The sequence below is a fragment of the Pseudomonas sp. HT11 genome (genome assembly GCF_044875395.1).
In the GTDB taxonomy this organism is placed as follows: Bacteria; Pseudomonadota; Gammaproteobacteria; order Pseudomonadales; family Pseudomonadaceae; genus Aquipseudomonas.
The window spans coordinates 4,039,030-4,059,348 of the sequence record NZ_CP173217.1 but is presented as its reverse complement, the minus strand read 5'-3'; the positions used below and the strand labels follow the sequence as shown (position 1 = coordinate 4,059,348).

Below are 20,319 nucleotides of genomic sequence, written 5' to 3'. Positions count from 1 at the left end.
CGCGCGGGCGGCCCTGTCGTGTACAACCGGTGATGGTTTAGCGGATCAGCCGAGCACGCAGCCCGTGGCTTGCACCGGCGGGAACGACTGGCCGGCACTGAGCACTTTGGCCAGGTCGTCCTTGTCGGCCATGTCGCCGGCGGCTTTGCCGATCATCAGGTAGTAATCCTTGATCACCTGATGGTCGCCGGCGCGGATCGATTCCTTACCGGTGGGGCCTTCAAAACTCAGGCCCTGCATGGCCTTGGCTACCGTCGGTCCGTCGAAGCTGCCGGTGGCAATGATGGTGTCGAGCATGACCTTGGTGCTGATGTAGTCGGCGGCCAGCGGGTAGGTGGGGTTGATGCCGTATTTGGCCTGGGTCAGCTTGACCAGTTCACGGTTGAGCGGGCTGTCGACCTGGTGCCAGTACTGCGCGCCGAGGTACACGCCTTCGAGCACATCGCTGCCCAGTTCCTGGAATTGGTCGAGGCCGGCGGACCACACCAGCAGCACTTTCATGCGCTCCTTGATGCCGAAATTCACCGCCTGGCGCAGGGTGTTGGACGACTGGCTGCCGAAGTTGAGCAGCACCAGCACGTCGGGTTTGGCGGCGATGGCGTTGGTCAGGTAGCCGGAGAATTCCTGCTCCTGCAAAGAGTGATAGCTGTTGCCGACGTGCTCCAGGCCGTTTTCCTTGAGCACGTTTTTGGCGCCTTCGAGCAAGGCTTCGCCAAACACGTACTGCGGGGTGATGGTGTACCAGCGCTTGGCGTCCGGCAGCAGCTTGATCAGCGGCACCAGGGTTTCGCGGATCGCGCCGTAGGTGGGCACCGACCAGCGGAAAGTCGCACTGTTGCAGTCCTTGCCGGTCACCTCATCGGCGCCCACCGGGGTCATGAACACGCCGCCGACCTTGCTGACTTCCTTGGCCACCGCCAGGGCCGATGACGACAGCGTGCAGCCCTGGAAGAACCGTGCGCCGTCCTGCTGGATCGCCTCTTGGACCTTGCGCACCGCCTTGCCGGCGTTGCCTTCGGTGTCGATGACCTTGTAGTTGAGCGGGCGGCCGAGAATTTCGGGGTGTTGTTCCACCGCGAGCCGCGAACCCATGTCGGCAAACTTGCCATAGCTGGCAAAGGCGCCAGACATGGACTTGAGGCCGTAAAAGGTGAAGGGTTCGGCGGCGAATGCAGAACGCACGCCCAGCGGAAGGCTGAGGGCGGCGGCTGCGGTAAGACTGGCTTTCAACAACGTACGACGCTGCATGGGGTGACTCCCTGGTTTAGTTATTGGCAGGAGCGGCAATGGCGATACGGTGGAGCAAGGGCCTGTGGGCAGGCCTGTTATTGGATGATTGGCTTCAACGGGTTTAACTCGGTCAACGGTGGGCGCTGGCTTGCCTGCGATAGCATCGACTCAGTTCAACTGATCCACCGAGGTGTCTGCATCGCAGGCAAGCCAGCTCCCACATTGATTGGGTCTGCACAGGTGGACCTGTGGTGTTTTTAAGAGTGATCGAACTCCAATAAAAAGTGCGGGCTGACCTGGCCTTCAAGGGCGGTCATATGGTGTTCGGCATCGCACATGTGTTCATGCATCAAGCCGCGCACTGCGCTTTCGTCACCCGCGCGAAAGGCAATCAGCAACTGCTTGTGATAGTCGAGGTTGGCGGCGTCGAACTGCTTGCGCTTGGGCTTGTAGGCTTTTTTCAGCACCACCAGATCGCGCAGCAAATCGTTGAGAAACTGCGCCATGAAACTCAGCAACGGGTTGGGGCAGGCCTTGGCCAGCAGGTTGTGGAACTCCAGCTCCGCCAGGCGCTGTTCGCGCTGGCCGGCCTCGCTGTCCTCCGGCGCGCTGCACAAATCCACGTTGTCTTGCAGGGCCTGATAGTCGTCCTCGCTCAAGCGTCCGAGCACCGACACTGCCAGTTCCACTTCGATGACCTTGCGCAGCTGGTACACCTGCTCGCCGTCCAGGTGCTGAAAATGCAGGTAGTTGCGCAACGCACGGCTGGCGGGCTCGGTGCCGGCCTGGTTCAGATACGCGCCGCCACTGGGACCGGTGCGCGTACTCACCAGGCCTTCCACTTCCAGCGCTTTGAGCGCTTCACGGGCCGAGCCTTTGGAACACTGGAAGCTTTCCATCAACTCGCGCTCGGTGGGCAGGCGGTCGCCGGGTTTCAAGGCATCGGTGACGATAGAGCGCTTGACCGACTCGACAATCACATCGGAGAGCTTCTGGCGTTTGCGTCGCAACGGGCGGCTGAGCATGGGCGTCTATTGATCCTATTAATGCGGATTAATAGCACTTAATAACGATTGGTCGAGAGCGTCAACGCAGGGTGTCGTTTTCGGCGCGAAGAGGTCGTAATCGCAGTGATTATTCCCAGCGGCCGGGGTCGAGACAGCGCGTAGAGGGAGGCGGCTGTTGGCCGTTGACCAGAAAATCCGCGACCCAGCGGTTGACGCACCCGGCTGCGACGGCGTCGGGTCGGGATGATTCCTTGAGCAACAATTGCTCGACGCCAGAGGTGGCGGGTTCCGCGTGTCCGGCGTTGACCAAGACCATGCGCGCGACGCGTTCGGTAAACAGCGCGGCGTACCGACTGCCAAGTCGGGTGGCCTGGGCATTGCCGAGGAAGTTGAGCCGGGCCTCGCCGAGTTGTTCGCGCACAAACTCCATATCGCGCGCGGCCTGTTCCACACCGGTTTCCTGGCTCAGGTCGCGGGGGCTCAGTTCGATCACGTCATAACGGTTGGTCAGGGTGCGATAGGCCGCCGTGGCGTAGGACTCCCAGCGGCTGACCAGTTTGAGGACGAAGGTTGCGCCCTGGCCCTTTTGCGGCTCGCCGGCCTGAATGAACACCACACCCTCGCGGCTCAGCGGTTGCCGGGCGCCGACACGGGTCAGGGCCAGCCGCACAGTGCCACGCTTGGGCGCGGCGTGGTCACGGGGCACGCTGACGCTGCCGCATTGGGTGCGCTCCAGCACCTCAGGGTCCGGCCGTTCAAAGGCAGGGAAGGGACAATCCAGCAGCCAGTCGATTGCCGTGGGCGCGATCAGAGGCTCGGCAAAAGCCCGGCTTGCCATCAGCCAGAGGCAGACGCACGCCAGGCTTTTTACAACAACGCTGGGTTTCATCAAGAGGGTCCGGGCAGCCGTTTGAAGACGGCTTTTTTACCAAGGACCTCGGGTCAAAGAATGTAGGTTTGTTAAACGGTTTGTGTAGGACAACGGAGTTTCGTTATCGGAAACCGGCGTTCCACCCGCCACCCAATGCCTTGTACAGCGCAATGCTGGCTTGAAGACGCGATAACCGCAGTTGCACAGTCAAGTCTTGCGCCGCGTACAGTGTGCGTTGGGTTTCGAGCACCGTCAGCAAATCCTCCGCACCGGCCTGGTAACGGCTTTCGGCGATCCGGAAGGCGGTCTGGGCCTGTTGCAGTTCTTCGCTTTGCCAATCGCGCTGCTGATCCAGGCGCGTGATGTTGCTCAGGGACTTTTCCACGTCGGCAAAGCCGTTGATGATGGCGCCGCGATAAGTCTGCAGCAGCTCATCCTGACGGGCGCGGGCCTTGTCGCGTTCGGCGCTTAAACGGCCATTGTTGAAGATCGGCGCCACCAGGCCCGAGGTCAGGTTGTAGTACGGGCTGCGCAGCAGTTCCTCGGCCTTGTAGGACCCCGAGCCCAACGTGGCGCCCAAGGTCACCGTGGGCAGCATCGCCGCACGGGCCACCGTGACATCGGCACTGGCCGCCGCAAGCTGCGCTTCGGCCTGGGCCAGGTCGGGGCGGCGGCTCAGCAGTTGGCTGGGCACGCCCGGGCCGATGGTCGGCCAGGTCAGCGCCTGGAACGACTCGGCGCCCAGGTTCAACGCTTGCACGGGCTGGCCGAGGAGGGCGGCGAGGGTGATCAGCGATTCTTCGGCCACTTGCTGAATCAGCGGCAGTTGCCGTTGCTGGCTCGCCACCAGACTCTTCTGTTGCGCCAGTTCCAGGGCTGTGGCCGAGCCGGCGTCGTAGCGGGTCTGGACCAGGTCGAGCACAGTGCGTGCATTCGCCAGGTTGAGCTCGGCGATCTGTTGGCGCTGGCGCGCGGCGAGGGTTTGCGCATAGCGGTCGGCGACGTTGCTGAGCAGCGTCAGCTCCACAGTGGCCTGGTCGAACTCACTGGCACGCAGGCTCTGCAGGGCACTGTCACGGGCGGCAGCACGGCCGCCCCAGAAATCCACTTCGTAGCTGGCGGTGAGGTCGGCGTCGAAGCTGTCGACGGTTTTATTACTTTCTGTAGCGTCCAGGGAAGAATTGCCGCTGCCGCGCAGCAGCTTTTCGCGGCTGGCGGAGAGGTTGAAATTCACCTCGGGCAACAACGGCGCGCCGGCAATCACCGCGCTGGCCTGGGCCTGGCGCACGCGCGCCATGGCGGCCGCCACGTCATAACTGTCGCGCCGGGCCTGGTCGATCAGGCGGTTGAGTTGCGGGCTGCCAAATTGCGTCCACCAACGCTGGTTGGTCGCTTGCGTGGCCTGTCGCTCGGCGTATTGCCACGCGGCGGGCGGCGCGATGCCGCTGTCGACCTGGGGCGGGTGGCCGGTGCAGGCGTTGAGCAACAGGCACAGGCTGAGCAAGGACAGGTGCGGTGGAATGCATCGTTTATTCACTGGTCAACGCCTTAACCGGATCGAGCCGGGCAGCTTTACGGGCCGGCATAAAGCCGAATACGACACCGGTGACCAACGCACAGCCAAACGCGCCAAACACCGCCAACAAGGAAAATTGCACCGCCACCTCGGCCAGCACCAGCACGCCGCCGACCAGCAGCGCCAGGGCGATGCCGAACAGCCCGCCGACCACCGAGAGCATCACCGCCTCGGTGAGGAACTGGCGCAGGATGTCGCGCTGGCGCGCACCGGTGGCCATGCGGATACCAATTTCGCGCGTCCGCTCGCGCACGGTCATCAGCATGATGTTCATCACGCCGATACCGCCCACCAGCAGGGAAATCGCGGCAATCGAGCCGAGCATCAACGACAAGGTATTCTGCGTGCGCGCCTCGGCCTGGATCATTGCCGCGTTGTTGGTCAACTGGTAGTCGCGCTTGCCGTTGTGCAGCTTGAGCATCAACTGGTCGATGGCCAGTTCGGCCTCATGCACCTTGCGCGCATCGGCGGCGGCAATCGCCACGTATTCGGGGTTGTAGGTGCCGAACAGGCGCACGCTGGCGGCGGTGTAGGGAATGGCGACACGGTCATCGCTGTCTTTGTTGCCGGAACTGGAGCCTTTTTCAGCCAGCACACCGATGACCTGGAAAGGCACGTTCTCGATCAGGATGTATTGGCCGATCGGGGTGGCGACGTTCTTGAACAGTTTCTCGCGGATACGGTGGCCGATCACTGCGACGGTGGCCCCGGCGCGCTCGTCAGCCTCGGTGAAGTAGCTGCCCTCGACCACCGGCCAGTTGAAGATCTCCGGGAAGTTGACGTCGTTGCCGCCCACGTAGGCCAGGTAATCCAGATTGCCGAAGCGTACACCCGCGTCGCTGCCATTGACCGGCATGATGCGCTTGACCTGGGGCAGCGCCGCCAGGGCCGCGACATCGTTGAGGGTGACGATGCCCAGCGGCGTGCGCGGGTTGGGCGAGGAACCACTCAGGTAAATGATGTTGGAGCCGAACGCGCCCATCTGCGCCATGACCTGTCGCTTGCTGCCTTCGCCCACCGCCAGCATCACCACCACCGACGCCACGCCGATGATGATGCCCAGCAGTGTCAGCGCGGTGCGGAAGCGGTTGATCCACATCACCCGCCAGGCCGCTTGCACGGCGTCCACCAGTTCGGCTTTCCAGGCACCGTTGTGTTCGGCACCGTCGGCCAGGCGCTGGCGCAGGTCCACGGCGTGCAGCGCGCCGCTGTGGGCGGTGGCGGGCACGTGGGTATCGCGGGTTGCCGAGTCACTGATGATCAGGCCATCACGGATCTCGATGATGCGGTTGGCACGCGCCGCCACTTCGCGGTCGTGGGTAATCAGAATGACCACGTGGCCCTGGCCCGCCAGTTCATCCAGCAGCGCCATCACCTCGGCGCCGCTGTGGCTGTCGAGGGCGCCGGTGGGTTCGTCGGCGAGGATGATATGCCCGCCGTTCATCAGGGCGCGGGCAATGGACACGCGTTGTTGCTGGCCACCGGAGAGCTGGTGCGGGCGGTTGCCGGTGCGGTCGGCCAGGCCCAGGCGGGTCAGCAGCGCCTTGGCGCGGGCGTGCCGTTCGGCGGCGCTGATGCCGGCATAGATCGCCGGCATTTCGACGTTTTCCTGAGCCGAGCCCGACGGGATCAAGTGGTAGCCCTGGAACACGAAACCAAAGGCTTCGCGGCGCAGCCAGGCCAGTTCGTCGCTGTCCAGGTGCGCGACGTTTTCGCCGGCGAACAGATAGTCGCCCTCGGTGGGGCGATCAAGGCAGCCGAGAATGTTCATCAACGTGGATTTGCCGGAGCCCGACGCGCCGACGATGGCGACGAATTCCCCGGCATGGATCGACAGGTCGATCCCGCGCAACACGTCGACCTGCGGGCTGTCGCCGCCGCCGTAGGATTTGCGGATGTTCTTGAGTTCGATCAGCGGCGTGGTCAAGTCAACCCCCGTTGCCATCGACCGGGCCGATCAGCAGGTGATCGCCTTCGTTCAAGCCCTCAAGCACTTCGACCCGCAGGCGGTCGCTGATACCCAGGCGCACCGGGCGCTCCTCGATGTCGCCGTTTTTGGCCACCACCCGCGCGAACGGCCGGTCGGGGCCGTGGCTGCCCAGCAAGGCCGCCACGGGGGCGGTGAGTACGTCCTTGACCTGACTGGCAACGAAAAAGACCTGGGTGGTCATTTCGGCCATCAGTGCATTGTCGGCGTTGTCCACATCCAGCAGCACGGTGTAGAGCACCACGCGGCCACTGCCGCTTTTGCTGGCGCTGCTGGGGCTGCCACTGCCCTGGCTGGTTTCATTCAGCGGCTTGGGCGGTATCGGCAAGATCTGGCGCACGGTGCTGGTCCAGCGTCGGCTGCCACCGGCGAGGGTGGTGAAATAGGCGGTCATGCCCGGTTTGACGTGACCTATGTCGGCTTCGGAGACTTCGGCCCACACGGTCATCGGCGATAACTTGGCGATGCGCAGGATCAGCGGCGTCTGTTGCTGGGCGTTGAGGGTCTGGCCGACCCGTGCGTCCACCGCCACCACGGTGCCGCTCATGGGCGCGTAGATGCGGGTATAGCCCAATTCCGCCTCGTCGCTGCGCAGGCTGGCCTGGGCCTGGCGGATCTGTGCCTGGAACATCTCGACCCGGGCCTGGGTGGCGCTCAGTTCGGCCTTGGCGGTTTGCACGTCTTCCTCGCGGGTGGCGTTGCCGGCGGCCAGGCGCTGTTGACGCTGATATTTCTGGCGCGCGAGTTCGTGCTGGGCCTTCTGTTCCTGCAGCTGGGCCTTGAGGTTTTCGATGGAATAGCGACTGGCGTCGAGTTTGGCTTGTTGCGTGGAAGGGTCGATTTCCACCAGCAACTGGCCTTCCTTGACCTGATCCCCGGCCTCCACATGAATCTCGCGGATCTGCCCGGATGCCTGGGCGCCGACGTCGACATACCGGCGCGGTTGCAGCGTACCCAGCGCCGTGACGCTGTTTTCAATATTGCCGCGGGTGACGGTGACAGTGGACAGCGTATCGCGGCCGGGCGGCAGCACCTGCCAGGCGGCCACCGCAAGGAGGGGGATCAGGCACGCGACAGCGAGCAGGGCGCGTCGAGCGGGGCGAGGGCGTTTCATGCGTTGGTTCCAGCCAGGAAGTGAGGGCCGCAGTTGCGGGGGGCTGAGTGTTATACGAGAAAATTGCTCGCAGATTTAGGCGTTTACATACACGGAAACAGCTCTATGGAATAAAAAACTCGCGCATTGATGCAAGACTTCTTTAAAAGTAGATGAGAATTACTATAAATTGCACGCACTCAAACTGCCATCATCCATGGCCTGTCTTCTTTAGTACTCAAGGATTTGATGCCGTCGCCCCTGACGGCCGGGAGTCATGGTGGAAAACTACTATCGCGAGCTGGTGTGTTTCCTCAACGCCAAGCTGGGCAACCGTCAGGTGGCCGAGGATGTGGTGCATGACGCTTATGTCCGAGTACTGGAGCGCTCCAGTGACACGCCGATCGAACAACCGCGTGCGTTTTTGTACCGCACCGCGCTGAACCTGGTAATCGACGGTCATCGGCGTAACGCCTTGCGCCAGTCCGAACCCCTGGACGTGCTGGACACCGAAGAGCGTTTCGCCACCAGTTCGCCGCATGCCTGCCACGATCAGGACCAGCGCCTGGAAATGCTTGAGCGTGCCCTGGCCGAGCTGCCGGCCACGTGCCGCGACAGCTTCCTGCTGCGCAAACTTGACGGCCTGTCCCACCCGCAAATCGCCGAACGCCTGAGTATTTCCCGCAGCCTGGTGGAAAAACACATCGTCAACGCCATGAAGCATTGCCGGGTGCGCATGCGCGAGTGGGACGCGCACTGATCAATGATCAGTTAAATTTTATTTCACTGTCCTCGTTTCCTATCAACACATGACCTGTTGTGCAGGTCTTGAAGGTATTCCCGCCCCACCGCCAAGGGGCTTATCCAGAGGACACTGGAATGACACAGGCAATTGCTTCGCCCGCGGTTCACGACCTGATCGGTATCGGTTTCGGCCCTTCGAACCTGGCGTTGGCCATCGCCCTGCAGGAGCGCGAAAAAGCCCAGGGCAAACTGGACGTGCTGTTTCTCGACAAACAGGCCGATTACCGTTGGCACGGCAATACCCTGGTGACCCAGAGCGAACTGCAGATTTCGTTCCTCAAGGACCTGGTGACCTTGCGCAACCCCACCAGCCCCTATTCCTTCGTCAACTACCTCAAGGCCCACGACCGCCTGGTGGACTTCATCAACCTGGGCACTTTTTACCCGTGCCGCATGGAGTACAACGACTACCTGCGCTGGGTCGCGGGGCAGTTTCAGGCCCAGGCGCGCTACGGCGAGGAAGTGCTGGCCATCGAGCCGATCCTGCAACAGCAACACGTTGAAGCACTGCGCGTGATCTCCCGTGACGCGCTGGGCGAACAGCATGTGCGCACCACCCGTTCGGTGGTGGTCAGTGCCGGTGGCACGCCGCGTGTGCCTGAGGCGTTCAAGGCTCTCAAGGATGATGGCCGCGTGTTCCACCACTCCCAATACCTGGCACGCATGGCCCAGCAGCCGTGTGTTGAAGGCAAGGCGATGCGCATTGCGATCATCGGCGGTGGGCAAAGCGCGGCTGAAGCCTTTATCGACTTGAACGACAGTTTCCCGTCGGTGCAGGTCGACATGATCCTGCGCGGTTCGGCGCTCAAGCCCGCCGACGACAGCCCGTTCGTCAACGAAGTGTTCTCACCGGCGTTTACCGACCTGGTGTTCCAGCAGGTCGGCGCCGAGCGCGAACGCCTGGTGGCCGAGTACCAGAACACCAACTATTCGGTGGTTGACCTGGACCTGATCGAGCGCATCTACGGCATTTTCTATCGCCAGAAAGTCTCCGGTGTCGCCCGTCAGGCGTTCCGCACCATGACTGTGGTCGAGAAAGCCAGCGCCAGCCCGCTGGGCATCGAACTGTCCTTGCGCAACAACGCTAGCGGCGAAACCAGCGTCAGCCATTACGACGCGGTGATCCTGGCCACCGGTTACGAGCGCCAGATGCACCGCGAACTGCTCGCGCCGCTGGAAGCCTATATGGGCGACTTCGAGGTAGCGCGCGACTACCGCATCGTCACCGACGAGCGCTGCAAGGCCGGCATTTATATCCAGGGCTTCAGCCAGGCCAGCCATGGCTTGAGCGATACCTTGCTGTCGGTACTGCCGATTCGGGCGGATGAGATCGCGGCGTCGTTGTATGAAAACGATCGCCATCGGGGCAAAGCACGCTCGGTGCAGGACCTGCTTCTTGCAACTGCGAGCTGATCGAGCACAGTCCTACAGACGGCACTGGCGCCAAGGTTGAGCTACTGGTACTGTACAAAAAACCAGTATCGGTAGCTCTCCATGCAGTTGATCGAAAAACTCAGTATCCTCGCCGACGCCGCCAAGTACGATGCTTCCTGCGCCAGCAGTGGCGCGCCCAAGCGCAGTTCCGAGGGCAAGGCCGGGCTGGGTTCCACCGACGGTATGGGCATCTGCCACAGTTACACCCCGGACGGCCGTTGCGTGTCGTTGCTCAAGGTGTTGCTGACCAATTTCTGTCTTTACGACTGCCAATACTGCGTCAACCGCCGCTCCAGCGACGTGCCGCGTGCGCGTTTCAGCCCGGAGGAGGTGGTCACCCTGACCCTGGATTTCTACCGGCGCAATTGCGTCAGCGGGCTGTTTCTCAGTTCCGGCATCATTCGCTCGGCCGACTACACCATGGAGCAACTGGTCAGGGTCGCCAAGCTGTTGCGCGAAGAGCATGACTTTCGCGGCTATATCCACCTCAAGACCATTCCCGAAGCCGATCCTGCGCTGATCGCCGAGGCCGGGCGCTATGCCGATCGGCTCAGCGTGAACATCGAGTTGCCCACCGATGCCAGCCTGCAAACCCTGGCGCCGGAGAAGCAGATCGTTTCGATCAAACAGGCGATGCAAACCATCTACACCGGTGAACAAACCGTGCTTAACGAGCCGCGCGCGCCGCGTTTCGCGCCGGCCGGGCAGAGCACGCAGATGATCGTCGGCGCCGATGACACCGACGACAGCACCATCCTGCACGGCGCCGAGGCGCTGTACGGCAACTTCAAGTTGCGCCGCGTCTATTATTCAGCGTTCAGCCCCATCCCCAACAGCCCGAAAAGCGTGCCCCTGGCCGCGCCGCCGCTGATGCGCGAGCACCGTTTGTATCAGGCAGATTTTCTGTTGCGCAGTTACGGTTTCAGCGCCAACGAGCTGTTTGAAGGCCCCGGTCACCTGGCGCTGGACATCGACCCCAAGCTGGCCTGGGCGCTGGAGCATCGCGAGGTGTTTCCGCTGGACTTGAATCGCGCCGAACCCACGTTGATTGCGCGCATCCCCGGCATCGGCCTGCGCACTACTCAACGCCTGGTGGACCTGCGCCGCGAACGCAAGATCCGTTTCGAAGACCTGGCGCGCATGCGCTGCGTGCTGGCCAAGGCCAAGCCATTTTTCATCACCAGCGACTACCACCCACAACAGGCCGACACCACCAGCGTGTTGTTGCGCGAGCAACTGCGCGACCGCCCGCAGCCTCAGCAAATGGGGTTGTGGGGATGATCAGCCTGGAATGCGACAACCTGTTCAGCACCTGGCGCGAACAGGCGCGCTGGCTGCTCAGCCATCAGGTTGACCCCAGTCAGGTGAGCTGGGGCGAGGCCGAGGTGGCGGACCTGTTTGCCACTGACGAGCCGATTCCTGAGCAGCTTGGGCCGTTCCAGGCGCGAATTCCCAAGGCGCTGTTGGCGCTGTTGGAATCGGCCGCCTGCTATCACGGCGATCAGCGTTGGAGCTTGCTCTACGAAGTGCTGTGGCGTGTCAGCCATGGCGACCGTACCGCCATGCTGGCCGGGGACAAGCTGGGCAGTGAGTTGCAACGGCGGATCAAGCAGGTCAGTCGCGAAGCTCATCACCTGCACGCATTTGTGCGGTTTATCGCGCTGCCCCCGGAGGCCGGGCCGCAGTTACCGGAGTACGTGGCCTGGCATGAGCCGGCCCATGACATATTGAAATCAGCCAGTCAGCACTTCATCGGGCGCATGGGCCGCCATCGCTGGATGATCGCCACGCCGCTGGATGGGGTGTATTACGACGGTCAGCAGTTGATTCATCAACGTGAATGCCCTGAAGCCTGGCAGCAACTGGCGCAAAAGGTCGAAGACCCTCACAGCGCCATGTGGCTGACTTACTACAGCCATATCTTCAACCCGGCGCGCTTGAACCCCAAGGTGATGGAAGGGCATTTGCCCAGTCGATTCTGGAAGAACCTGCCGGAGGGCAAGTTGATTCCGGGGTTGATCAGCGAGGCGCGGACGGGCAAGCAGCGCGATGGGCAGGCAAAGCTGATTGGGACCAAGCCGGGCAAGCGTATCTCCAGCGGGCACGGTTAAAAAGGCGAGAGAGGGCTGGTTCCCGATAGCGGTGTGTCAGTCACCGAATGCATCGCCAGACACGCCCTTATCGGGAGCAAGCTCCCTCCCACTGTTGATTTCGTGGGCGCTGGCTTGCCGGCGATAGCCGTGTATCAGTGCCAACTGTACTAACAGATAGATCGCTATCGCAGGCAAGCCAGCTCCCACATTAGTATGGCGGTGCTAATGAAATCTGTTTTCAGCCAGGAGCAATCATGTCTACCGCCGTTCGTCTCGCCCAGGCAGCCGATGCCGAGGGGATCAGCCAGGTCATCCTGGCGGCCTTACACAGCAGCAATGCGCGGGATTACCCGGCGGATGTGATCGCTCGCGTGGCGAGCAATTTTACCCCTGACGCCGTGCTGGCCTTGCTCCAGCGTCGGGTTGTGCTGGTGGCGGTGCAGGGTCAGGTGATCGTCGCCACCGCGGCGCTGGATGCCAATGTGGTGCGCTCGGTATTCGTCAACCCGGCGTTGCAGGGGCAGGGTATTGGCCGGTTGCTGATGATTGAGATCGAACTGCGTGCGCGAGAGGCCGGGGTGACGGTCTTGAGCGTACCGTCTTCGCTGACCGCCGAGCCGTTCTACACCAAGATGGGTTTCCACACCGTGCGCGACGTCTACCACGGTAACGAGCGCACGCTGGTGATGGAGAAAGCACTGTTATCCCGCCACCCCATCGGGCCGTATCGCGACCGTCAGCACCGTGCGCAAGTGGTGGCTTTGTGGCAGCAGGCGTTCGGGTACGACACCGCGCACAACCTGCCGACGTTGGCGATTGATAAGAAGCTGGCGGTCAACGATGGGTTGTTTTTTGTGGCCACGGATAAAAAGGCTGTGATCGGCAGCATTCTCGCCGGTTACGACGGGCATCGTGGTTGGCTGTATTCGGTGGCGGTACACAGCGATTATCGCCGGCAGGGCCTGGGGGCTTCGTTGGTGCGGTATGCCGAACAGGCGCTGACTGCACTGGGGTGCATGAAGATCAATTTGCAGATTACGGGCGGCAATGATGCGGTGGTGGGGTTTTATGAGGCGCTGGGGTATGGGGTGGAGCCGAGGATCAGTATGGGCAAGAAGGTCGCCGTGAATATCCCGCCGCAATCCTGAAAACACCGTAACGCCAATGTGGGAGCGGGCTTGCCCGCGATGGCGGTGAGTCAGTCAACTTATTCAGTCACTGATAGACCGCCATCGCAGGCAAGCCAGTTCCCACATGGGTTTTGTGGTGTTGCTGGCTTTTGGGCTTAGACCTTGACGATCCAGCCTTCTGGCGCCTCGACGTCGCCGGTTTGCACGCCGGTCAGCTCTTTGTAGAGCTGCTGGGTGATCGGGCCGACTTCGGTTTCGCTGTGGAACACGTGCAGCTTGCCGTTGTACTGGATGCCGCCGATCGGCGAGATCACGGCGGCTGTGCCGCAGGCACCGGCTTCCTTGAACTGATCCAGTTTGTCGATGAACACTTCGCCCTCAACCACTTTCAGGCCCAGGCGCGACTGGGCCAGCTCGATCAGCGACAGGCGGGTGATGCCTGGCAGCACCGAAGGCGATTTCGGCGTGATGAACTGGTTGTCGTGGGTGATGCCGAAGAAGTTGGCCGAGCCGACTTCTTCGATCTTCGAGTGGGTCATCGGGTCCAGGTAGATCGCATCGGCGAAACCGGATTTTTTCGCTTCGGCACCCGGCATCAGGCTGGCAGCGTAGTTGCCACCTACTTTGGCGGCGCCGGTGCCTTGTGGCGCGGCGCGGTCGAAAGTGGAGATCTGGAAGTTGTGCGGCACCAGGCCGCCTTTGAAGTAGGCGCCGACCGGGATCGCGAAGACCGAGAAGATGAACTCCGGCGCGGTACGCACGCCGATGTTGTCACCGGTGCCGATCACGAACGGGCGCAGGTACAGCGCGCCGCCGCTGCCGTACGGCGGGATGAACCGTTCGTTGGCCTTGACCACTTGTTTGCACGCTTCGATGAAGTCTTCGGTCGACACGTGCGGCATCAGCAGGCGTGCACAGCTGCGCTGCATGCGCGCGGCGTTCTGGTCAGGGCGGAACAGGTTGATCGAACCGTCCTTGCAACGATAGGCCTTGAGGCCTTCAAAGCATTGCTGGCCATAGTGCAGGGCGGTGGAGCCCTCGCTGATGTGCAGCACGTTGTCGTCGGTCAGGCTGCCTTCTTGCCATTCGCCGTTTTTCCAGACCTGGAGAAACCGCTTGTCGGTCTTGATGTAGTCAAAACCCAGCTTGTCCCAATTGATGCTTTCGTTACCCATGACACCCTCTATCTCTGGTCAACCGCCTGGTCGAAGGCAGGCTTGTCGGTTTTTTTCTGGATGGGCGCAACAATACTGCATTATTGGCCGGTGTGGGAGCAGGTGGGTGGGCCGTTCAGCATGTGTGTGGGCTGATCCACCGTTATCGCAGGCAAGCCAGCTCCCACATTTGGAATGCATTCTCCTGTGGGAGCCGGGCTTGCCCGCGATAGCCTCACCGCGGATTTACAGGTGCAGCGCGTGGCCCAAGGCTCTTAAAGCCGCCTCTTGTACAGCTTCGCCGAGCGTCGGGTGGGCGTGGATGGTGCCGGCCACATCTTCCAGACGCGCGCCCATTTCCAGGCTCAGGCCGAAGGCGGTGGACAGCTCGGAGACGCCCACGCCTACCGCTTGCCAGCCCACAATCAGGTGGTTGTCACGCCGCGCGACCACACGCACAAAGCCGGTTTTCGACTCCAGCGTCATCGCCCGGCCATTAGCCGCAAACGGGAAGCTCGAAACGATGCAGTCCAGGCCCGCGGCCTTGGCTTCGTCCGGGGTCTTGCCGACCACCACCAGTTCCGGGTCGGTAAAGCACACGGCCGGGATCGCAGCCGGGTTGAACTCGCGGGATTTACCGCTGATCAGTTCGGCCACCATCTCGCCCTGAGCCATGGCGCGATGGGCCAGCATCGGCTCGCCGCTCAGGTCGCCGATCGCCCAGACATTGCGCATGCTGGTCTGGCAACGGCTGTCGATCCTGATTGCCGAACCGTTCATGTCCAGGTTCAGCGCTTCCAGGTTCCAGCCCTGGGTATTGGGTTTGCGACCCACAGCCACCAGCACCTGATCGGTCTCCAGCGACAAGGTGTCGCCATTTGGATCGCGCACTTGCAGGCACTGGTTCTCAAAACCGGTGACGCTGTGCTTGAGGTACAGCTTCACGCCCAGTTGCTTGAGGGATTCGGCCACCGGCAATGTCAGCTCGGCGTCATAGGCGGGCAGGATATGTTCCTGCGCCTCGACCACACTGACCTCGGCGCCAAGCTTGCGGTAGGCAATGCCCAGCTCCAGACCGATATAGCCGCCACCCACCACAATCAGGCGCTTGGGCACATGCGTGGGCGCCAGGGCTTCGGTGGAGGAGATGATCGGCCCGCCAATCGGCAGCATCGGCAGGTTGACGCTTTTCGAGCCGGTGGCCAGCAGCAGGTGTTCGCAGTGGATACGCTGGTCACCGACGTCGATGGTCTTGCCGTCGACCACCTTGGCCCAGCCGTGAATCACCTGCACTTTGTGCTTTTTCAGCAGCGCGGCGACGCCCGTGGTCAGGCGATCGACAATGCCGTCTTTCCATTCCACGCTCTTGCGGATATCCAGCGTCGGCACGTCGACTTCGATGCCCAACTGCGAACCCTGGCTGTGGTGCACGGTTTGCTGAAATTGCTCAGCCACGTGAATCAAGGCTTTGGACGGAATGCAGCCGATGTTCAGGCAAGTACCGCCCAACGCCTGGCCTTCGACCAGGATGGTCGGGATGCCCAACTGGCCAGCGCGAATCGCCGCCACGTAACCGCCAGGGCCGCCACCGATGATCAGCAGCGTGGTGTGTAATGTCTGGGACATGCCTTACTCCAAAAACAGGCTGGCGGGTTGTTCGAGCAGGCCGCGAATGGCCTGGATGAATTGCGCCGCGTCCATGCCGTCGACCACGCGGTGATCAAAGGAGCTGGAGAGGTTCATCATCTTGCGGATCACGATCTGGCCCTTGATCACCATCGGCCGCTCAACGATGCGGTTGACGCCGACGATGGCCACTTCCGGCAGGTTCAGCACCGGCGTGCTGACGATGCCGCCCAGCGCGCCCAGGCTGGTCAGGGTGATCGTCGAACCCGACAGCTCGTCACGACTGGCCTTGCCATTGCGTGCGGCGATGGCCAAACGCGCGATTTCCTCGGCGTTGCCCCACAGGCTGCGCGCTTCGGCGTGACGCACCACTGGCACCATCAGGCCGACGTCGCTCTGGGTGGCGACGCCCACATGCACCGCGCCAAGGCGGGTGATGACTTGGGCTTCGTCGTCATACCGCGCGTTGATCTGCGGAAAATCGCGCAACGCCACGACCATGGCGCGCACGATAAACGGCAGCAGGGTCAGCTTGCCGCGCGTGGCACCGTGCTTCTCGTTGAGGTGCACGCGCAACTCGTCGAGGGCGGTGACGTCGATTTCTTCCACATAGCTGAAATGCGCGGCGCGCCGGGTGGCGTCCTGCATGCGCTGGGCAATCTTGCGGCGCATGCCGATCACCGGGATTTGTTCTTCGTCGGTGCGTTCGGCGTAGGGGTTGGCAACGGCTTTATTTTGCGCCGGACGCTGGAGCAAGAAAGCCTCCAAATCTTCGTGCAGAATCCGGCCGGCCGGACCAGAGCCCTGCACCAGGCGTAGCTGGATGCCAGCATCCAAGGCATGTTTACGCACGGCAGGCGAGGCCAATGGGCGTTCGTCAGCTTCCCGGGCCACAGGTGCTTGAGCCGCAACCACGGGCGCAGGCTTGCTTGGCGCTGGCGCGGGTTTGGCTTCAGCAACCGGCGCAGGTGCGGGTGCAGGTGCAGCGTCAGCCGGTGCAGCCACCGCCGGTACATCCTTGGCGTTACCCGCGCCTTCCACTTCAATGCTGATCAAAATACTGCCCACGGCCATGACTTCACCCGGCTCGCCGCCGAGGGAAATCACTTTGCCGTGCACCGGCGAGGGAATGTCCACCATCGCCTTATCGGTCATCACATCCGCCAGCACCTGGTCTTCAACCACCAGGTCGCCGACTTTCACGTGCCATACCGACAGTTCAACTTCTGCGATGCCTTCGCCAATGTCCGGCATCTTGATAACGTGCGTGCCCATTCAGACCTCCATGACCCGTTTCAACGCCGCGCCCACGCGGGACGGCCCTGGGAAATACGCCCACTCCTGCGCGTGCGGGTAGGGGGTGTCCCAGCCGGTGACGCGTTCGATCGGCGCTTCCAGGTGATGGAAGCAATGCTCTTGCACCAGCGACACCAGCTCGGCACCAAAACCGCAGGTGCGGGTGGCTTCGTGCACCACCACGCAACGGCCGGTCTTTTTCACCGACTTGACGATGGTTTCCAAATCCAGCGGCCACAGGCTGCGCAGGTCGATAACTTCAGCATCGATGCCGGTTTCTTCGGCAGCCACTTGCGACACATACACGGTGGTGCCGTAGGTCAGCACGGTGACGGCCGAGCCAGGACGCACGATGGCGGCCACGTCCAGTGGCACGGTGTAGTACCCGTCCGGGACTTGCGCTTGCGGGTGTTTCGACCACGGCGTTACCGGGCGGTCGTGGTGGCCGTCGAACGGGCCGTTGTACAGGCGTTTGGGCTCGAGGAAGATCACCGGGTCGTCGTTTTCGATCGAGGCAATCAGCAGGCCTTTGGCGTCATACGGGTTGGACGGCATCACCGTGCGCAGGCCGCAGACCTGGGTGAACACCGCTTCGATGCTCTGGCTGTGGGTCTGGCCGCCGTAGATGCCGCCGCCGCAGGGCATGCGCATGGTCAGCGGCGCAGTGAACTGGCCGGCCGAGCGATAACGCAGGCGTGCAGCTTCGGAGATGATCTGGTCGGTCGCGGGGTAGACGTAGTCGGCGAACTGGATTTCTGCCACCGGGCGCAGCCCGTAGGCCCCCATGCCCACCGCCACACCTACGATGCCGCTTTCGGAGATCGGCGCGTCGAATACCCGCGAGCTGCCGTACTTGTTCTGCAAGCCTTCGGTGCAACGGAACACACCGCCGAAGTAACCGACGTCCTGGCCGAACACCACCACGTTATCGTCACGCTCAAGCATCACATCCATGGCCGAGCGCAAGGCCTGGATCATGGTCATGGTGGTGGTGGTCATGGCGGTTTCTACTTCGATACTGTTGTTGTGATCGTTCATGGTCAGATCCCCAACTCTTGACGCTGGCGCTTCAAGTGCTCCGGCATCTCTTTATAAACGTCTTCGAACATGGTCGCGGCGCTTGGAATCTGGCCACCGGCCAGGGTGCCGTACTGTTCGGCTTCTTTTTGCGCCTTGACCACTTCGGCCTCAAGTTCGGCACTGACCGCCGCGTGTTCCTCTTCGGACCACTGGCCAATCTTGATCAAGTGCTGTTTGAGGCGGGCAATCGGGTCGCCCAGCGGGAAGTGGCTCCAGTCGTCGGCGGGACGGTATTTGGACGGATCATCGGAAGTCGAGTGCGGGCCGGCGCGGTAGGTAACCCACTCGATCAGCGTTGGCCCGAGGTTGCGGCGCGCACGCTCGGCCGCCCAGGCGGAGGCGGCGTACACCGCGATAAAGTCGTTGCCGTCCACGCGCAGGGAGGCGATACCGCAACCGACGCCGCGTCCGGCGAAGGTGGTGGCTTCACCGCCGGCGATGGCCTGGAAGGTGGAGATGGCCCACTGGTTGTTGACCACGTTGAGAATCACTGGCGCACGGTAGACGTGGGCGAAGGTGAGGGCGGTGTGGAAGTCGGATTCGGCGGTGGCGCCGTCGCCGATCCAGGCCGAGGCAATTTTGGTGTCGCCCTTGATCGCCGAGGCCATGCCCCAGCCCACACCTTGTACGAATTGGGTGGCGAGGTTGCCGGAAATAGTGAAGAAACCGGCGTCCTTGACCGAGTACATGATGGGCAATTGGCGGCCCTTGAGCGGGTCGCGCTCGTTGGACAGCAGTTGGCAGATCAGGTCCACCAGCGGCACTTCGCGCGCCATCAGGATGCTTTGCTGGCGATAGGTGGGGAAGCACATGTCGTCGATGTTCAAGGCCAGGGCCTGAGCGCTGCCGATGGCTTCTTCGCCAAGGCTTTGCATGTAGAACGACATTTTTTTCTGGCGCTGGGCGACCACCATGCGGTTGTCGAAGATCCGCGTCTTGAGCATGGCGCGCATGCCTCTGCGCAGGATCTCGACGGGAATGCCTTCGGCCCACGGGCCAAGGGCCTGGCCCTGGTCGTCGAGTACGCGAATCAGGCCCTTGGCCAGGTCGGCGGTGTCGGCGGGTTCTACGTCGATGGCGGGTTTGCGCACCAGGCCGGCGTCGGTCAGACGCAGGTAGGTAAAGTCGGTCTTGCAGCCTGGGCGGCCCGAGGGTTCGGGCACGTGCAGACGCAGTGGTTCGTACTGCTGGGTCATGGCTTTCTACGCTCTATCTTGTGAATTTCTTGTAGTGGGCGCGCTAGCTGACAGTCCGTCTCCGGGTAGGAGAAATCTTGTCCTACAACAATCATAGGCGTGGCGTAGAAGAATATTTATCTCTGTTTCGTTGCGCTCGTGATCATTTGCGGATAAAAAAACTGCATAAACATAATAAACAGGTGATTTTGTCTCATGCGCAAACTGGACCGTACCGATATCGGCATTCTCAACGCCCTGCAGGAGAACGCGCGCATCACGAACGCCGACCTGGCCCGCTCGGTCAACCTGTCACCCACACCGTGTTTCAACCGGGTGAAGGCGATGGAGGAGCTGGGGTTGATCCGTGACCAGGTCACGCTGCTCGATGCCGATTTGCTTGGGCTGCACGTCAACGTGTTTATTCATGTGAGCCTGGAAAAGCAGAACGAGCTGGCGTTGCAGCAGTTCGAAGGCGCGATCTCGGACCGCCCGGAAGTGATGGAGTGTTACCTGATGGCCGGCGACCCGGACTACCTGATCCGCGTGCTGGTGCCGACGATCCAGTCGCTGGAGCGCTTCATGATGGACTTTCTGACCAAAGTGCCCGGCGTCGCCAACATTCGCTCCAGCTTTGCGCTTAAGCAAGTGCGCTACAAGACCGCGCTGCCTTTACCCGCCAATGGCATCAACCTCGGCACATGACCTCAGCCGCGCCGCTGTAAAAAAGTGGGAGCTGGCTTGCCTGCGATAGCGGTGGGTC

At 62.1% G+C, this 20,319-nt stretch carries 17 protein-coding genes; 6 read left to right on the top strand and 11 right to left on the bottom strand.

Features of this window, described 5'->3' with window-relative positions:
* Nucleotides 1–45: 45 nt before the first annotated feature.
* The 6 genes from ABWL43_RS18700 to ABWL43_RS18675 all read right to left on the bottom strand — a co-directional run bounded on the left by ABWL43_RS18700 (nt 46) and on the right by ABWL43_RS18675 (nt 7,785).
* The gene (locus tag ABWL43_RS18700) at nt 46–1,248 is read right to left on the bottom strand and encodes an ABC transporter substrate-binding protein (protein ID WP_145163707.1); all 1,203 of its coding nucleotides are present in this window, start codon (nt 1,246–1,248) and stop codon (nt 46–48) included.
* A gap of 239 nt (nt 1,249–1,487) precedes the next feature.
* On the bottom strand, nt 1,488–2,255 hold the full coding sequence (locus tag ABWL43_RS18695) for a FadR/GntR family transcriptional regulator (protein WP_404483535.1): 768 nt from the start codon (nt 2,253–2,255) through the stop codon (nt 1,488–1,490).
* Nucleotides 2,256–2,364: 109 nt separating this feature from the next.
* A complete protein-coding gene (locus ABWL43_RS18690) occupies nt 2,365–3,126 on the bottom strand; it encodes an alpha/beta fold hydrolase (RefSeq protein ID WP_369303052.1) in 762 nt (253 codons plus the stop codon).
* Nucleotides 3,127–3,229: 103 nt separating this feature from the next.
* The gene (locus ABWL43_RS18685) at nt 3,230–4,645 is read right to left on the bottom strand and encodes an efflux transporter outer membrane subunit (protein WP_404483533.1); all 1,416 of its coding nucleotides are present in this window, start codon (nt 4,643–4,645) and stop codon (nt 3,230–3,232) included.
* A complete protein-coding gene (locus tag ABWL43_RS18680) occupies nt 4,638–6,629 on the bottom strand; it encodes a MacB family efflux pump subunit (protein WP_404483531.1) in 1,992 nt (663 codons plus the stop codon). The genes ABWL43_RS18685 and ABWL43_RS18680 overlap by 8 nt, the downstream gene beginning before the upstream one ends.
* Complete coding sequence (locus ABWL43_RS18675) at nt 6,613–7,785, bottom strand: efflux RND transporter periplasmic adaptor subunit (protein ID WP_262209225.1); 1,173 nt, start codon at nt 7,783–7,785, stop codon at nt 6,613–6,615. Before ABWL43_RS18675 ends, ABWL43_RS18680 begins: the two co-directional genes overlap by 17 nt.
* A 256-nt stretch (nt 7,786–8,041) precedes the next feature.
* On the opposite strand from ABWL43_RS18675, the gene ABWL43_RS18670 reads away from it, so the two are divergent.
* From ABWL43_RS18670 to ABWL43_RS18650, 5 genes are all read left to right on the top strand, one after another.
* Nucleotides 8,042–8,524 (top strand): sigma-70 family RNA polymerase sigma factor, encoded by a 483-nt coding sequence (locus ABWL43_RS18670; protein WP_145163719.1) that lies wholly within the window; start codon nt 8,042–8,044, stop codon nt 8,522–8,524.
* A 119-nt stretch (nt 8,525–8,643) separates the two neighbouring features.
* Nucleotides 8,644–9,981, top strand: a complete 1,338-nt coding sequence (locus ABWL43_RS18665; protein WP_106578884.1) for a lysine N(6)-hydroxylase/L-ornithine N(5)-oxygenase family protein — start codon at nt 8,644–8,646, stop codon at nt 9,979–9,981.
* A gap of 81 nt (nt 9,982–10,062) precedes the next feature.
* The gene (locus ABWL43_RS18660; protein WP_106578883.1) at nt 10,063–11,283 is read left to right on the top strand and encodes a putative DNA modification/repair radical SAM protein; all 1,221 of its coding nucleotides are present in this window, start codon (nt 10,063–10,065) and stop codon (nt 11,281–11,283) included.
* Nucleotides 11,280–12,113 (top strand): TIGR03915 family putative DNA repair protein, encoded by an 834-nt coding sequence (locus tag ABWL43_RS18655; RefSeq protein WP_145163721.1) that lies wholly within the window; start codon nt 11,280–11,282, stop codon nt 12,111–12,113. Before ABWL43_RS18660 ends, ABWL43_RS18655 begins: the two co-directional genes overlap by 4 nt.
* Nucleotides 12,114–12,349: 236 nt before the next feature.
* Complete coding sequence (locus ABWL43_RS18650) at nt 12,350–13,243, top strand: GNAT family acetyltransferase (protein WP_145163723.1); 894 nt, start codon at nt 12,350–12,352, stop codon at nt 13,241–13,243.
* Nucleotides 13,244–13,380: 137 nt separating this feature from the next.
* Here ABWL43_RS18650 and ABWL43_RS18645 read toward each other — a convergent pair whose 3' ends face one another.
* The 5 genes from ABWL43_RS18645 to ABWL43_RS18625 all read right to left on the bottom strand — a co-directional run bounded on the left by ABWL43_RS18645 (nt 13,381) and on the right by ABWL43_RS18625 (nt 19,577).
* A complete protein-coding gene (locus ABWL43_RS18645; protein WP_404483528.1) occupies nt 13,381–14,400 on the bottom strand; it encodes a branched-chain amino acid aminotransferase in 1,020 nt (339 codons plus the stop codon).
* 225 nt (nt 14,401–14,625) lie between these two features.
* On the bottom strand, nt 14,626–16,005 hold the full coding sequence (gene lpdA / locus ABWL43_RS18640) for a dihydrolipoyl dehydrogenase (RefSeq protein WP_145163727.1): 1,380 nt from the start codon (nt 16,003–16,005) through the stop codon (nt 14,626–14,628).
* A gap of 3 nt (nt 16,006–16,008) precedes the next feature.
* A complete protein-coding gene (locus ABWL43_RS18635; protein ID WP_262209233.1) occupies nt 16,009–17,280 on the bottom strand; it encodes a dihydrolipoamide acetyltransferase family protein in 1,272 nt (423 codons plus the stop codon).
* Nucleotides 17,281–18,339, bottom strand: coding sequence for an alpha-ketoacid dehydrogenase subunit beta (locus tag ABWL43_RS18630; RefSeq protein ID WP_016974130.1), 1,059 nt, complete (start codon nt 18,337–18,339; stop codon nt 17,281–17,283).
* A 2-nt stretch (nt 18,340–18,341) separates the two neighbouring features.
* Complete coding sequence (locus ABWL43_RS18625; RefSeq protein WP_404483525.1) at nt 18,342–19,577, bottom strand: 3-methyl-2-oxobutanoate dehydrogenase (2-methylpropanoyl-transferring) subunit alpha; 1,236 nt, start codon at nt 19,575–19,577, stop codon at nt 18,342–18,344.
* 195 nt (nt 19,578–19,772) lie between these two features.
* Between ABWL43_RS18625 and bkdR the strand changes: the two genes are divergently transcribed.
* Nucleotides 19,773–20,261 (top strand): Bkd operon transcriptional regulator BkdR, encoded by a 489-nt coding sequence (gene bkdR / locus ABWL43_RS18620; RefSeq protein ID WP_078743488.1) that lies wholly within the window; start codon nt 19,773–19,775, stop codon nt 20,259–20,261.
* Nucleotides 20,262–20,319 lie beyond the last annotated feature (58 nt).